The organism is Paraburkholderia sp. MM5384-R2 (genome assembly GCF_014201025.1).
Taxonomy (GTDB): Bacteria; Pseudomonadota; Gammaproteobacteria; order Burkholderiales; family Burkholderiaceae; genus Paraburkholderia; species Paraburkholderia tuberum.
Genome location: NZ_JACHDI010000002.1, coordinates 37172 through 51649 on the forward strand (window position 1 = coordinate 37172; position 14478 = coordinate 51649).

12 protein-coding genes are annotated in these 14478 nt (G+C 66.4%); 1 reads left to right on the forward strand and 11 read right to left on the reverse strand.

Features of this window, described 5'->3' with window-relative positions; all coding sequences use genetic code 11:
• From HDG37_RS04105 to HDG37_RS04145, 9 genes are all read right to left on the reverse strand, one after another.
• Positions 1 to 1068 (reverse strand): ABC transporter permease, encoded by a 1068-nt coding sequence (locus tag HDG37_RS04105; protein WP_184044576.1) that lies wholly within the window; start codon positions 1066 to 1068, stop codon positions 1 to 3.
• Between the two features lie 11 nt (positions 1069 to 1079).
• Positions 1080 to 2645, reverse strand: coding sequence for a sugar ABC transporter ATP-binding protein (locus HDG37_RS04110; RefSeq protein WP_184044578.1), 1566 nt, complete (start codon positions 2643 to 2645; stop codon positions 1080 to 1082).
• Positions 2642 to 3301 carry a DUF2291 family protein gene (locus tag HDG37_RS04115; protein ID WP_184044580.1) on the reverse strand — a complete coding sequence of 220 codons (660 nt, stop codon included), beginning with the start codon at positions 3299 to 3301 and terminating at the stop codon, positions 2642 to 2644. The genes HDG37_RS04110 and HDG37_RS04115 overlap by 4 nt, the downstream gene beginning before the upstream one ends.
• Before the next feature lie 81 nt (positions 3302 to 3382).
• Positions 3383 to 4318, reverse strand: coding sequence for a D-ribose ABC transporter substrate-binding protein (locus tag HDG37_RS04120; RefSeq protein WP_184044582.1), 936 nt, complete (start codon positions 4316 to 4318; stop codon positions 3383 to 3385).
• A 74-nt stretch (positions 4319 to 4392) separates the two neighbouring features.
• On the reverse strand, positions 4393 to 5637 hold the full coding sequence (locus HDG37_RS04125) for a ribulose-bisphosphate carboxylase large subunit family protein (RefSeq protein ID WP_184044584.1): 1245 nt from the start codon (positions 5635 to 5637) through the stop codon (positions 4393 to 4395).
• Entirely contained in the window at positions 5634 to 6584 is a 951-nt protein-coding gene (locus tag HDG37_RS04130) for an SMP-30/gluconolactonase/LRE family protein (protein ID WP_184044586.1), read from the reverse strand. Before HDG37_RS04130 ends, HDG37_RS04125 begins: the two co-directional genes overlap by 4 nt.
• A gap of 24 nt (positions 6585 to 6608) precedes the next feature.
• Positions 6609 to 7619: an ABC transporter permease gene (locus HDG37_RS04135; RefSeq protein WP_184044588.1), complete on the reverse strand. Its 1011-nt coding sequence runs from the start codon at positions 7617 to 7619 to the stop codon at positions 6609 to 6611.
• On the reverse strand, positions 7616 to 10087 hold the full coding sequence (locus HDG37_RS04140) for an ATP-binding cassette domain-containing protein (protein ID WP_184044590.1): 2472 nt from the start codon (positions 10085 to 10087) through the stop codon (positions 7616 to 7618). The genes HDG37_RS04135 and HDG37_RS04140 overlap by 4 nt, the downstream gene beginning before the upstream one ends.
• Before the next feature lie 15 nt (positions 10088 to 10102).
• Complete coding sequence (locus tag HDG37_RS04145; RefSeq protein WP_184044592.1) at positions 10103 to 11131, reverse strand: ABC transporter substrate-binding protein; 1029 nt, start codon at positions 11129 to 11131, stop codon at positions 10103 to 10105.
• A 216-nt stretch (positions 11132 to 11347) separates the two neighbouring features.
• Between HDG37_RS04145 and HDG37_RS04150 the strand changes: the two genes are divergently transcribed.
• The gene (locus HDG37_RS04150; RefSeq protein ID WP_184044593.1) at positions 11348 to 12301 is read left to right on the forward strand and encodes a LysR substrate-binding domain-containing protein; all 954 of its coding nucleotides are present in this window, start codon (positions 11348 to 11350) and stop codon (positions 12299 to 12301) included.
• 22 nt (positions 12302 to 12323) lie between these two features.
• On the opposite strand, the gene HDG37_RS04155 is transcribed toward HDG37_RS04150, so the two are convergent.
• Together HDG37_RS04155 and oiaK are read right to left on the reverse strand one after the other, a co-directional pair.
• Entirely contained in the window at positions 12324 to 13031 is a 708-nt protein-coding gene (locus tag HDG37_RS04155) for a transcriptional regulator NanR (RefSeq protein ID WP_184044595.1), read from the reverse strand.
• Positions 13032 to 13073: 42 nt separating this feature from the next.
• Positions 13074 to 14456, reverse strand: coding sequence for a 3-oxo-isoapionate kinase OiaK (gene oiaK / locus HDG37_RS04160; RefSeq protein WP_184044597.1), 1383 nt, complete (start codon positions 14454 to 14456; stop codon positions 13074 to 13076).
• Positions 14457 to 14478: the final 22 nt, after the last annotated feature.

Sequence of the window (14478 nt, forward strand, 5' to 3'; positions counted from 1 at the left end):
TCAGGCCCCCGTCGCCGCTTGCTTCTGCAATGCGAAGCGCTGCTGCACGCGCCGCTGGACCTGGTCGACGACGACTGCCGCGACGATCACCACGCCCTTGATCACGGTTTGCCAGAACGCGCTGACGCCCATCATCACGAGCCCGTCCGACAGGATCCCGATCACGAACGCGCCGATGATCGTGCCGCCGATCTTGCCGCGCCCGCCGGACATCGAAGTGCCGCCGAGCACCGCCGCCGCGATCGCGTTGAGCTCGAAGGTTTCGCCGCTCATCGGATGCGAGGCGACCAGTTCCGACGCGATGATCAAGCCGACGATCGCCGCGCACAGCCCCGAAAACATATAGACGAACATCTTCACGCGGTTGACCCGCACGCCGGACAATTGCGCCGCGCGCTCGTTGCTGCCGACCGCATAGATCTGACGGCCGAGCGGCGTGCGTCCGGCGATATAGGCGGCGAGCGCGCCGACCGCCACCAGCAGCCAGATCGTCAACGGAATCGCCAGGATCGTCGCCGAGCCGATGATCGGAAAGCCGGTGGTGCCATAGTCCGGGTCGCCGGTCAGATTCGGAAACGTCTCGCCATTCGACGACAGCAGCGCAGCGCCGCGCGCGATATACAGCGTGCCGAGCGTCGCGATGAACGGCGCGACGTTCAGGCGCGTGATCAGCAGCCCGTTGATCGCGCCGACCGCGACGCCGGTCAGCAGCGCGACGATGATCACTTCGGGCACGCTCAGGTACAGCGTGTACTCGTCGCCGAGCGCAATGCCATGGAGGATCAAACCGCCCGCCACCATGCCCGACAGGCCGACGATCGACCCGACCGACAGATCGATGCCGCCCGCCACGATCACGAAGGTCATGCCGATCGCGAGAAAGGCATTGAGCGCGACGTGGCGCGACATGATCAGCAGGTTTTCCCAGCTCAGGAAATTGTGCGCCGCGAACGAGAAGAAGATCACCACCGCGAACAACGCGATGAACGTGCGCACCTTGAGCAGCAACAGCAACGGCGCCTCGCTCAAACTCGCGCCCGCTGCCTCGCCCTTCATGTTGATCGCCATCCGGTTCTCCCTCATGCAGTGATTGTGTCGGCGGATGCGCCCGCTTGAGCCGTGCGATGCCCGATCGCCGAGGCGGCGACGAGCGCGTGCTGGGTCGCCTCTGCCGCGTCGAACTCGGCGGTCAGTCGCCCGTTCGACATCACCAGAATGCGATCGGACAGCGCCATCACCTCTTCCAGATCCGACGTGACGAACAGGATGCCGAGCCCTTTCACGGCCAGATCGCGCATCACCTTGAAAATGTCCGCCTTCGCGCCGACATCGATGCCGCGGCTCGGCTCGTCCATCAGCAGCACGGTCGGCGTGGTCATCAGCGCCCGCGCGATCACCACCTTCTGCTGATTGCCGCCCGACAGCGAGCTGACCGGCAGCCGCCAGTCCGCGACCTTGATCGCGAGTTCGCGGATGTACTGGCCGATCGTGCGCCGCTCGCGCGCGGAATTGAGGTGAAAGCCCCGCGCGAATTCGGAGAGGCTCGCGATCGTCATGTTCTCGCCGATCGACAGCACCGGCAGAAGCGCATCGGTCTTGCGATCCTCGGGGATCAGTGCGATGCCCGCCGCGACCCGGTCCCACACCGGCTTGCCCTGCAGACGCTTGCCGTTGAGCACGACCTCCCCGCTCGCTTGGCGGTGACAGCCGAGGATGCACTCGAACAACTCGGAGCGGCCTGCCCCCATCAGCCCGTAAATGCCGACGATTTCCCCGGCATGCAGCGTCAGCGATACATGATCGACCGTGAAGCCGTGGGTCTTGCCCGGCAGCGACACGTCGCGCACGCACAGCACCTCGCCGCCGCGCGCATGACCGATCGGCCGCGAGAAATCCTTGGTGTCGCGGCCCACCATCTGACGCACGATCCACGGCACGTCGACCTGCGCCATCGGTTGATGGCCGGTGATACGGCCATCGCGCATCACCGCGATGTAGTCGCCGATGCGGATCAGCTCCTCCAGCCGGTGCGAGATGTAGACGATCGCGACGCCTTGCGCTTTCAGCTCGGCGATCACCCGGAACAGCACGTCGACCTCGGCCGCGCTCAGTGCCGAAGTCGGTTCGTCGAGAATCAGCACGCGTGCATCATGCGCGAGCGCCTTGGCGATTTCCACGAGTTGCTGCTGGCCGATGCGCAGATCCTCGACGAGCGTGTCGGGACTCAGATCGAGTTCGAGACGCGCGAGCAGCTCACGCACACGCCGCCGTTGCGCGTCGATGTCGATGTGGACACCGGCACGCGTGATTTCGTGCGCGATGAAGACGTTCTCGGCAATCGACAGGTTCGGAAACAGATTCAGTTCCTGATAGACGATGCCGATGCCCCGCTGCAACGCTTGCGCGCTGCTTTCCAGCTCGATCGGCGCACCGTCGAGCATCAGCCGCCCCGAGGTGGGCTTCTCGGCGCCCGCGATGATCTTCATCAGCGTGGACTTGCCCGCGCCGTTTTCGCCGACCAGCACGTTCACGGCCGCGCGCCGCACCGCGAAGTTCACTTCCTTCAGCGCGATGGTGCCCGGATAGACCTTGGTCACCGCCTCGACCTGCAGAATCGCCTCGTCCTGCGCAGGCGTCGCGCTCATGATTTGTCTCCCACTGCGATCGCGAGCGGCACCACCTCGGGCTGTTCCGCCGACGAGTCGTAGGAGAACGCGCCCGTCACGGTGATTTCCTTGCCTTTCAGACCGTCGCGCGGCAGCGGCTTCATCACATGCGTCGCCGCATAGCTGTTGAGCGCTGTGCCGAACTGCGCATATTCGATCTGATTGCGAAAGCTCTCGAACGAAATGAAATCGAGCGTGTCGCGCAGCGTGGTGCCGAGCACCGTCGGGCCGACATCGACGATCACATCGGCCTTGCCGTCGCCGTCGACATCGACGCCGACCGTGCCCTGGCTCGACTGCGTGTCCACTTCGACGATCTTGCCGTGCAGCTTCGTCGGGAAATTCCACGGCGCGCCGTCGTCCTTGCCGCGATAGCCGTACTTGCGGCCCGCCGCGTCCGGGTCCGCCTTGATCGCGTCGCGCAACGCCGGGTAGTCGGTCGCGCGTTTCTCGACGTCGGGCACGATCTTCGCGGCCCACATCGACGCGACCATCGCGTTCGGATCGTAGCCCGCGGAAGCGTACGCATCGCGCGAATGTTTCGACGCCTGCGCGTCATGCTTGACCAGCTTGCAACCAGTCAAGGCACCGCTCATTGCGATCACGATGAGCGCGCCACCAATGCAACCTCTCATGGTTCACCTCATGCCACACCGATGGAACAGCATGTCGCGGCGCGAGGATGCGCCCCCCGGCATCCTCGCGTCGGTCTGCGATCAGCGCAGCGCGAACATGTCGAGCTTGCCGGCGTTCGCCCTGGTGATCAGCGTGCAGTTGATCAGCTGCTTTTCGGGCTTGCCGGTCGAGCCCGTCTTCAGATACTTGTCGGCCTGTTCGACCGCTTCGTTGGCGGCCAGCGCGGCCGGTTGCAGCACAGTCGCGCGGATTTCGTCGCGCTTGATCGCGTCGCGCACGTCGTTGCTGCCGTCGAAGCCGACCACGATCACGTCCGGCCGCTTTGCCGCTTTCAGCGCGGCCGACGCCCCCATCGCCATCGTGTCGTTGCCGGCGATCACGCCTTTGATGTCAGGATGGCTCTGCAGGATCGTTTCCATCACCCGATACGCTTCGGTCTGACTCCAGTTCGCCGATTGCCGCTCGACCATCTTCAGGTTCGGGAACTGATCGATCACGTCGTGATAGCCCTTCGAGCGGATGCCCGCGTTGATATCGGACTCGCGCCCGACCAGCTCGACGTAGTTGCCCTTCTCGCCCAGCGCCTTGACGAATGCCCGGCCGCCGAGTTGCGCGCCCTGATAGTTATTCGACACGATCTGCGCGACCGCAATGCCGGTCGCGTTGATTTCGCGGTCGATCAGGAACGCCGGAATGCCCGCGTCCTTCGCTTTCCTGACCGCCGAGATCGACGCCTCGGAACCGGCGTTATCCAGCACGATCGCCTTCGCGCCGCGCGCAATCGCGGTGTCGACCAGTTGCGACTGCTTGTTCGCGTCGTCGTCGTGAACCAGCACGATGGTGCTGTAGCCGAGCGCCTTAGCGCGGGCATCCGCGGTATCGGCTTCGGCCTTGAAGAACGGATTGTCGTGCGACGGGGTGATGATGGCGATCAAGTCGGCCGCCTGCGCGCTCGTCGTACCGACGAGCGCCAGGGTGGCCAACGCGAGGGCGAACAACGGCTTCGATGCTTTCATGGTCTGTCTCCTGTGTACTTCGTTATCGGGTACAGCTACATCAAGCACTGCATCTTGCTCATCTGCTCATCTGTTCACTTCCAGAATTCCAGCGCTCCCGCCAGCGCGCGGCTGCGCGCGGCATGACGCTCGAGCGGCACGCCTTCCATCGCCGCGATCCACGCTTCGCGCAATGCCTCGACGCCCGCGGCAACGCCCTGTGGATGACCGAAGATGCCGCCACCCGCCGTATGGATCAGATCCGCGCAGCCGATTGCCGCATACGTGTCCGACGCTTGCAAACCGGTCTGGCCCGAACTGAACACCGGCATCGCGCGCATCGGCGCTGCGTCCAGCGCCGGCGCGAGCACCGCGCGAGCGGCCGCGATCACGCTGTCGTCCGATTCGCTGAACTTGTTGCGCAGGCCGTTCACGTGCAGATGGTCCGCGCCCGCGAGCCGCCATAGCTTTTGCCATGGCGCGTAGTCCCATCCCAACGCTTCACATCGGGTCAGATAACCCCAGCCTGCGCGATGCGCATGAATCGGCAACTGGCTATGGCGTCGCAGTTCGTGCAGCCCGACAAGGCCGACTGAGTTGAGTACCGCCATCACGCAGGTGCCGCCTTCCGCCAGCACCAGATCGTGACGGCGCTTCATCTGATCGAGATCGCCGGTCACGTTGAACGCCACCATCACCTTCTTGCCGGTGCGCTCCCCGTGCTCGTTGACGACCCGCATCACCGCGCGCACGCGCTCATCGAACGGGCAATGCGGACCATCGCCCTGCAGTTCGTCATCCTTGATGAAATCGATGCCGCCCGCGACCAGCTCCTTCACCTGCTCGGCGGTTTCCTGCGGCGACAAGCCCACGCTCGGCTTGATGATCGTGCCGATCAGCGGGCCGCGCGCGACCCCCGACAGCCGGCGAGTACCATCGATGCCGAACGCGGGCCCCGGATAGGCGGCCGCGAACGACGCCGGCAGTTGCAGATCTTTGAGCCGCAAGCCTGACACCTGGCGCAGCTCGAACAGGTTGCCCGCGATCGTCGACATCAGATTCGGCAGGGAGGCGCCGAAGTTTTCGATCGGCCACGACAACTCGAGCACGCACTGCGTATAGCGTTTGGATTGCACGCCGCCGCTTAGACCCGGCGTGTCGCTGTGACCGAGCAGCTCCAGACGCTCGACCCGCGCGCCGGCGCGCGCTTTCAGTTCCGGCGTCTCGTTGGGCAGCGCGATGAAGGTGCCGCTCGACTGCTCGCCTGCAATCACGTCGGCGGCCTCTTGCGGGTCGACGCCGGTTTCCAGCCAGTAGGTCGCGTGGATGCGTTCGGTCACGATGTGCTCCTTGACGATTCGTGTTCGGATGGAGCGGTGGGTCTGCGTGCGCCGGTGACAGGCAGCCTGACCGCATAGAGCGACGTGGTCGCGCAAATGAAAAGCTGATTGTGTTGCGGGCCGCCGAACGCGACGTTCGCGACGGGTTCGGGTGTAAGGATCTTGCCGAGCAGCGTGCCGTCCGGGTGGTAGCAATGCACGCCGTCCGCCGCGCCTGCCCACAGCCGTCCCGCACTATCGACACGCAATCCGTCGAACATGCCGTTCGTGCAGTTGGCGAACCACTCGCCGCCGCGCAGCGCGTGCCCGCTGACGTCGAAAACGCGGATATGACGCGGACCGTCCTTCACATGGGTGACGCCGCTGTCGACGATATACAGCCGCTGTTCGTCCGGGCTGAATGCGAGACCGTTCGGGCGGATGAAGTCATCGGCGACGATCGCGCATTCACCGCTGTGCGCGTCGATGCGGTACACGTGGCACGCGCCGATCTCCGACGGCGCGGCGTGGCCTTCGAAGTCGTCGTCGATGCCGTAGGCCGGATCGGAGAACCAGATCGAACCGTCCGACTTCACGACCGCGTCGTTCGGGCTGTTCAGGCGCTTACCCTGATGGTGAGACGCGAGCGTCGTCACGCTGCCGTCGTGCTCGGAGCGCGTGAGCGAGCGCGAACCGTGTTCGCAGCGCAGGACACGGCCTTCGCGATCGAGCGTGTGGCCGTTCGCATAGCGCGCTGGCGTGAGGAATACGCTGACGCGGCCGTCGGTTTCGTCCCAGCGCAGCACGCGATCGTTCGGGATATCGCTCCACAGCAGATAGCGGCCCGCCGGCACGTACACCGGTCCTTCGGCCCAACGGCAGCCGCTGTATAGCCGGTGCACGTGCTCGCTGCGCCGCACGCAGCGGCTGAAGCGTTCGTCGAGTTCGAGAAAGTCACGCTCTGACATAGCCAGGTCGCTCCAGAGCGCCGCTCAAGCCGCCGGCCGCGTCATGCCGCCACTCGCCGGCGGCGTGGCCGAGCGAGCTTTGCGGATCGAGCGGCGCAGCGCGCCGCCACCCGCCAGCGCGAGCACGGTGATGATCACGACGCCCTGCACCACATCCTGGATGCCCGGCGGCAGGCCCGCGATCTGCATCGTCGTGACGACCAGCACCAGCAGCATGCTGCCGATCAGCGTACCGAGCGGCGTCGCCGAGCCGCCGAGCACCACCGCGCCGAGCGATTGCAACAGATAAGGCTGGCCCATTTCGAGGAACGCGCCGCCCACGTAGCCGCCCAGCAGCAGACCCGCCACCGCGGCCAGCACCGAGCTGGTGAAGAACGCGCTCGCGGTCACGCGCGCTGTGCGTACGCCGGCGAGACGCGCGGCGCGCACGTTCTGTCCGACCGCGGACAACATGCGGCCGTACGCGGTGTATCTGAGGGTCACGCAAAACAGCGCGGTCACGCCGATCGCGACCAGCACGATCACCGGCATCGCGCCGATCCGGCCGGTCGCGATGAAGTGAATCGCGGGCGCGACCTTGAAGCCGGGGATCGCGCGATTGGCGAGCAGCGTCGCGCTCGCGAGGATGTAGCCTGTGGCCAGCGTCGCGATGATCGCCGGAATCCGGCACAGCACGACCAGCGCCGCGTTCACCGCGCCGACCGCGAGACCGAGTCCGAGCGTCGCCGCGACGCCGGCCACGAGCCGCGCGTCGCTGCCACCGATCACGATCAGCGCGAGATAGGCGGACAGCGTCATCACGCTCGCGATCGACAGATCGATGTTGCCGCGCCCAGTGGTCACCACCGCCATCTGGCCGAGCGCGCACAGCGCGAGAAAGGAACTTGATACCGCGACGCCCGACAGCGAGCTGACGCTGAAATTTCTGGTCACGACCGACAGCGTCAGCCACAGCAGCACGACGGCAAGCGCGGCCCACGCCCAGCGGTTGCGCGCGGTCCAGTCCGCCAGTTGTGTCGAAGTCGAGCGCTTCATTCTTCACTCCCGTTACGGGTGACCAGCGCACGCAGCGCGAGGATCACGACCAGCAGCGCACCCTGCACGGCCGCGTTGAAATCGGAGCTGACGTTCAGCGTGCCGAGCAGCGCGCCGATCAGGGCGAGCGCGACCGAGCCGGCCACCACGCCGGCCGGCGAGATGCGTCCGCCCATCAGGCTGCAGCCGCCGATCACGACACCCGCAACGCCGAGCAGCGTATAGCTCGACCCGGCATTGACGTCGCTCGCGGTGTTGATCGCGGTGAGCGCGAGGCCCGCGGTGACGATGAAGGCGGCCGCGAGCATGTAACGCACCGCTGCATAGCGCGGCGCGGACCAGCCGGCGCGCGCCATCGCGACCGGGTTGTTGCCGAACGCGCGCAGCGTGACGCCGAGCGGCGAACGGTCGAGCATCCAGGCGGCGAGACCGGCGACGACGATCAGCACCAGCGAAGTCGGCACGCCCGGCACCTGCCACGTGAACAGCGCCGACAGCCAGGCGGGGCTCGCGCCGCCCGGCGTCGGTTGCAGCGTGTGGCCGATGCCCATCCAGATGAACGACGCACCGAGCGTGATCACGATGGCCGGAATCCGCCGCGCCTGGATCAGCCAGCCGAGTGCACTGTAGGTCGCCATCGCGGCGACGAGGCTGAGCACGCCGAGCGCCGGCTGGTCGAACAGCAGCGTCGCGCTCAATACATTCACGAGCCCCGCGAACGCACCCGCGCCGAGGTCGATCTCACTGCCGCCGATCACGAACATCTGCCCAAGCGCGACCAGCACGAGCGGCAAAGCCGGGCCGAGCAGCAGATCGAGGCCGAACACACCAGCGGTGGCGGGGTTCGCGAGAATCATCGCGGCGAATACGAGCGCGAGACTGATGAACGGCGCCATCTGCACGACGCGGCGAGCGAGCGCGCCAGTCCCCACGCGCGACGTGGCGGACGCGGCGGCCATGCCGGACGGCTGCACGAACGACGCATCGACGATGGCCTGCTCGCTGATGCCCGTGCCGTCCAGCTCGCGCACCACGCGGCCGCCGGCGAACACGAGCACCCGGTCGCATTCGAGAAATTCGAGGTCTTCGGTCGAATGCCACAGCACCAGCCGGCCCGAGCGCGCGACCTCGGCGACGAGCCGGTAGAAGTCGCGCTTGGCCGCGATGTCGACACCGCGCGTCGGATCGTCGAGCAGCACGATCGGTGCGTCGGAAACCAGCGCGCGGGCCATCAGCGCCTTCTGCTGATTGCCGCCGCTCAGATCGAGGATGCCCGACGCGAAACGGCTCGCATCCAGCCGCAACTGCGCTGCGGCGTCAGCTGCGATGTCGCGCTCGGCCGCCGGCGTGACGAGGCGAAACGGCGAGCCCGCCGCAAGACTGCCGATCGAAACGTTGGAGAGCACCGTCCACAGCGGAAACACGCCCTCGCGCTGGCGGTCGCCCGACACGAAGCTGACCGCGCCGATGCGCTCGACCTTGAGCGCATCGCGTCGCGCGGCCGCGAAAATCTGGTGCAGCACCTCTTTCTGGCCGCTGCCTTCGAGACCCGCGAGCCCGACGATCTGGCCGCGCCGCAGCTCGATCGCGGTGCTGCCGGCCGCACCGCCGACGAGGCGCAGGCAGACACCGGCGGTCGCGCCCGTCTTGCCCTCGGCAGTCGGCGCGTCGCTCGCCTCGCGCAGCGCGGCGGCGGCTTCGCCGCCCATCAAGCGCACGAGCACCGGCACCGACGCATCGGCGACCGGGCCTTGCCATTCGAGCCGGCCATTGCGCAACAGCACCACGCGCGTCGCCACGTCGACGATCTCGTGCAGCTTGTGGCTGATGAAAATGAACGCGAGCCCTTCGAGTGCCTTCGCATGGATGTAGGCACGCAGTTGCCGGCTGCGCTCCAGTCCGAGCGACGAGGTCGGCTCGTCGAGGATCACGAGCTTCACGTGAGGCGCTGCGACCGTGCGGGCGATCTCGACCATCTGCCGCTCGCCGATCGGCAATTGCCCCGCTTCGGCGTCCACGTCGATGCCGTGGCCGGGGAACACCGCGTCGAGCGCGGCGCGCGCGCGCTCACGATAGACGCGGCGCCAGCCAGGCCGCGACCGCGCAGCTTCCGGCGCTTCCAGATAGAAGTTCTCGGCGACCGACAGGTTCGAGCACAGCGACAGCTCCTGATGCACGATGCGAATCCCGCGCCGCTGCGCAATTCCCGCCTCGTAGGCGCTGCCCGCCGGCGCTTCGTCGCCGAAGTCGATCGTGCCCGAGTCGGGCGGCGTGGTGCCGCACAGCATGCGCATCAGCGTGCTTTTGCCGGCGCCGTTGCCGCCGACCAGGCCGATCACGTCGCCGCAGTTCACCGCGAGCGAAATGTCGTCGTTGGCGCGCGTCGGCCCATAAACCTTGGTCAGATTGCTGGCGCGGACGATGAGCCGCGCGCGGTTCTGCAACTGCACCGTATCCTCGCGGTTCATCACGCTTCCTCCGCGTTACTTGCTGGCCAGCAGATTCTTGTCGACCCAGACCTGCGTGTAGGTGGGGCTGATGATCATCCCCGACGGGCTGTTCACGAAGTCCTTCAGGTTGTCCTGAGTGACGGTGGCCACCGGCATGATCATCTTCTTCGGCGGCTGCGCGCCCTTCACGAGCGACAGGCTCAGATAGAACGCCGCCGCGCCGATGCCGGGCGTCGTGTTCATCGAGATCGTCGTGTAGCCGTTCTTCCTGTTCTGCGCGTCCCACCATTTGATGAAGTCGGTGCTGCCGCCGCCTTCGATCACCGGCATCCTGTCCTTGTACTGGCCGCCGTACTGCTCGAACGCCTGGGCGATGCCGAAGTCGTCGCTGCCGCCCTGACCGAGCACCGCGTCGACGTGCGGCAGACTCGGCAGCACGTTGGCGATCGCCGACTGCGCGACCGACGCGGTCGCCTGCCCGTAAACGGTCGCGACGACCTTGACGTCCGGATAGTGCTTCAGCACCTCGACCTGCGCGTTGTACATGTCGTTGTCCGGTGCCGAGCCCTTCACGCCGCGCACCTGGATCACGTTGCCCTTGCCGCCGATCTTTTTCATCACCCACTCGGCTTCCTGCTTCTTGTAGCCGGTGAAGTCGAAGTTCAGTTGGTAGTTGCACGGCGAGCTTGCGACCGAGTCGAACGACACGACCTTGATGCCGGCCTGACAGGCCTTCTGGATCATCCCGTTCACCGCGGTCTCGGAGGCCGCGTCGACGGCGATCGCATCGACTTTCTTGAGGATCAGTTCGGCCAGCTGACTGTTCTGCTGCGCGACCGAGCCGTCGCCGTTGACGACGATGTAGTCGGCGATCTTGCCTTCCTGTTTGGCCTGCTTTGCGGCCGCGTCGAACGAGTCGACCATCTGATGCCGCCAGGTGTTGCCGTAGTAGGCATTGGCCAGCGCGATCACCGGTTTGTCCGGTGACGCGACGGCGTTCGGCGCGAGCGTCGATACGAGCGCGAGTGCGCCGAGCGAGGCGGCGAGCGTTCTGAGTTGCATGTCTGTCTCCTGAATTTCGACCCGTCGCCGAGGCCCGGCGAGGACTGTTCGAATGTGTGCATTCGTCTTGTTTGTGAATGCACTGTAGTCACGCGGGAACGGCGGGACAATCGATTTGTTCTCGGCAAGCTGTGAGAAAATCTCATACGAACCAGAAAAATCACGTACAAGGATTCCGCGCCGACAGGGCTCCCCTCGACGGACAAGGAGACATTCATGCACACCCCCCGCCCCTCCCTGAACGCGTTGCGCGCGTTCGAAGCCGTTGCCCGGTTGCGCAGCATGACGCTCGCCGCGCACGAACTGTGCGTGACGCACGGCGCGATCAGCCGGCAGATCAAAACGCTGGAAGAAACGCTCGGCCTCACGCTGATCGTGCGTTCCGCCCAGGCATCCGATCCGACGCCCGAAGGCGCGCGCCTCGCCGAGGGGCTGAGCGCCGCGTTCAATCTGATCGATGCGAGCATCGAGCAGCTAAAGCCCGAACCGCTGACGTTGTCGTGCTCGGCGTCGGTGATGATGTATTGGCTGATTCCGCGTATTGCGGGCTTTCATCAGCGTTATCCGCAGACGGAATTGCAGTTCAACATGAACTACGACCAGATCGATTTCGTGCGTGACAAGATCAGCGTGGCGATCCGCGCGAACACGATCGAACCGCCGAAAGACGCGCTCACGCGCCAACTGATGGACGAATGGATCGGCCCGGTCTGCTCGCCCGCGTATGCAAAGGAGCATGGCCTCGCGACGCCACGCGATCTCGAACGGGCGGCGCTGCTGTCGACCAGAACGCGCCCGGAAGCGTGGTCCGACTGGTTTAGCGCGACCGGAGTCGAGGCGATGCCGGAGGAAGCGGCCGGCGCTTACGATCACTTTTATCTGCTGATTCAGGCGGCCGTGTGCGGCCTGGGCATCGCGCTCGTGCCGCAGATGCTGGTGATGAACGACCTGATCTCCGGCAAGCTGTGCGCGCCGTTCGGCTTCGTGCGCGGGCCGCGTCAGCTGGTGCTATGGGTCGCGCCGCATCTGCGCGCGCATGCGGAGGTCAAGCAGCTGGAGCAATGGCTGACTGCGGAGATGAACGAAAGTCTGAAAGAGATGACCGCGTTTCTGGCGACGACGGACAACGCTGACGCGCGCGGCGCCGCGCACGTGCACGCGCGAGGTTGAGCGGTCCGACTAGCGCGCCGCGTTACGACAGAATCAGCTTGCCGTACAACGCGTTGGCGCGGCTCAGATGGGCGTGCATCGCTTGCGCGGCCGCCTCGCCGTCATGGCGCGCGATGGCCTCGACGATACGTTCGTGCTCGGCGAGCGTCAGCTGCTCGGCGCCGGGCGCGCGCACCATCGGCCGGTAGTATTCGGCGGCCCAGAGGAAGATCGATTCGACGATGGACGGGTAGATCGGATTGCCGGTGATCAATGCGATCTCACGATGAAACGCCATATCGCACTCGACAAACGCATCGCGGTCCGCGAGCGCCGCGCGTTGTTCCCGCACCTTCGCGCGCAGGCGCTCGATATCGGCGTCGCTCGCGCGCTCGGCGGCCATCCTGGCAGTGCCGGTTTCCAGAAAGAGACGCGCTGATTTCAGGTGATCGAGCATGTCCGGCTGCGTGCGCAGCAGATGCATCGTGCCGACCGCGATCTGCGCGATCAGGCTTTGCGCTGTGGGCACGACGACCCGCGCGCGCTCGCCGTGCGCGATTTCGACGATGCCCGCGCGTTCGAGCGTTTGCAGCGCCTCGCGGATAGCCGGCCTGCCCACGCCGTAGGTTTCCATCAGCTCGCGCTCCGATGGCAGTTGCTCGCCGGGCGCGACCTGGCCCGACTGGATGCGCTCCATCAGCCGCTCCAGCACTTCCTGATATAGCTTGCGCCGCTGAATCGTTTCGGCCATTCCTGTTGCTCGCGTCGATGACTCGCGTCGAAGAAACCAACATTATTCCAGAAGCCGCCCCGCGCGCACCGAACCGAAGAACGACGCCGCGCCGACCTGGCCGCCCTTCAGCGCGATTTCGAGGCCGTCGCGCGCCGGATCGTCCGACCATGCGCGGCACAGCGGCGAGCCGGGCGCCATGCCCGCGGCGACGCTCAACGCCGAGATGCCGAGCCGGCTCGCCACTTCACCCGAGCTGTCGCCGCCCGCCACCACCACGCGCGACACCGCCGTGCGTTCGAGCGTGCGCAGCATCACGTCGGCGAGCGCCTCACCGACGCGCCGCGCCGCCTGCGCGCGCGTGAGCGACACGCGTGCGGCGAGGTCGTCAAAGCCGAGCACGTCGGGATCGTCCGGACCCTCCGCGCTGAACACGAGCGAACTTTGGCTGCGCGACAGCGCGTCGACGGCTACCTGCACCGCGCGCTCGATTTCGGCGTAGCGCGTATTGGCATCCAGCGCGCGCCGCAGATCGAGCCGCTCGACGCGAAAACCATGCTCGCGCGCCCAGCGGATCTGCCCGGCCGTGACCGGCGAGCAGCTGCCGCTGACGGCGGCGATCGCATCGACGGAACCGGCCACAGGCAGAGAGGGCGTTGCCGGCACGAGCCCGGTCGCGCGCCAGTGCGCGGCGAGCGCATACTCCAAGCCCGACGACGACGCAGTGAAGACGCCCGCGCCGCGCTCTTCCCAGACGAGGCGCCCAGCCGCGGCGAGCGATGCCTCGTCGAGGACGTCGATCAGCACGACGGCGGGATCGTCCCGCATCAGCGTGTGCAACTTCGCGGCGGCATCGGGCGCGGCGAGCTGCACGAAGTCGATGAGCTCGATACCGCGTCGCGTCTGCCGCGCCAGATGCATGCGCAGGTCGGCTTCGTTCATCGGCGTGACGGGATGGCGCGACATGGTCGGATGACGATCGAGCCGATAACCGATGCCATCGACCGCTGCGAACAGGTTGCCGAACGCCTGATAACGCTTCAGACGCGGCGCGCCGACCACCATCGGCGACCATCTGCCCCGCATGTGCTGCACGCCGATATCGATCGCGCGGCCAATCGAACCGGTCTCCGGCGACGAATCGAAAGTCGAGCAGACCTTGTATTGGAGGATCGGCGCGCCGAGCGCGGCGAGGCTCGCAAACGCGCGCGGCAACTCGTCGTCCATCCACTGCGGACTGCGCCCGCGCGACGATCCGGCGAGCCCCACGCAACGTACGCCCGGAAAGCGCGCGAGCAGTTCGGGCGTGGGCGCGTCGAGACACAGCAGCGTGGGCACGCCGGCGGCGCTCATCGCTTCCATCGCGTCGGTCGAGCCGGTGAAGTCGTCGCCGTAGTAGGCGAGCAGCAGGCCGTCCGGCCAGCGAGCGTGGATGGCTTCGCTCATATTTGTCAGCACTCCAGCGCAG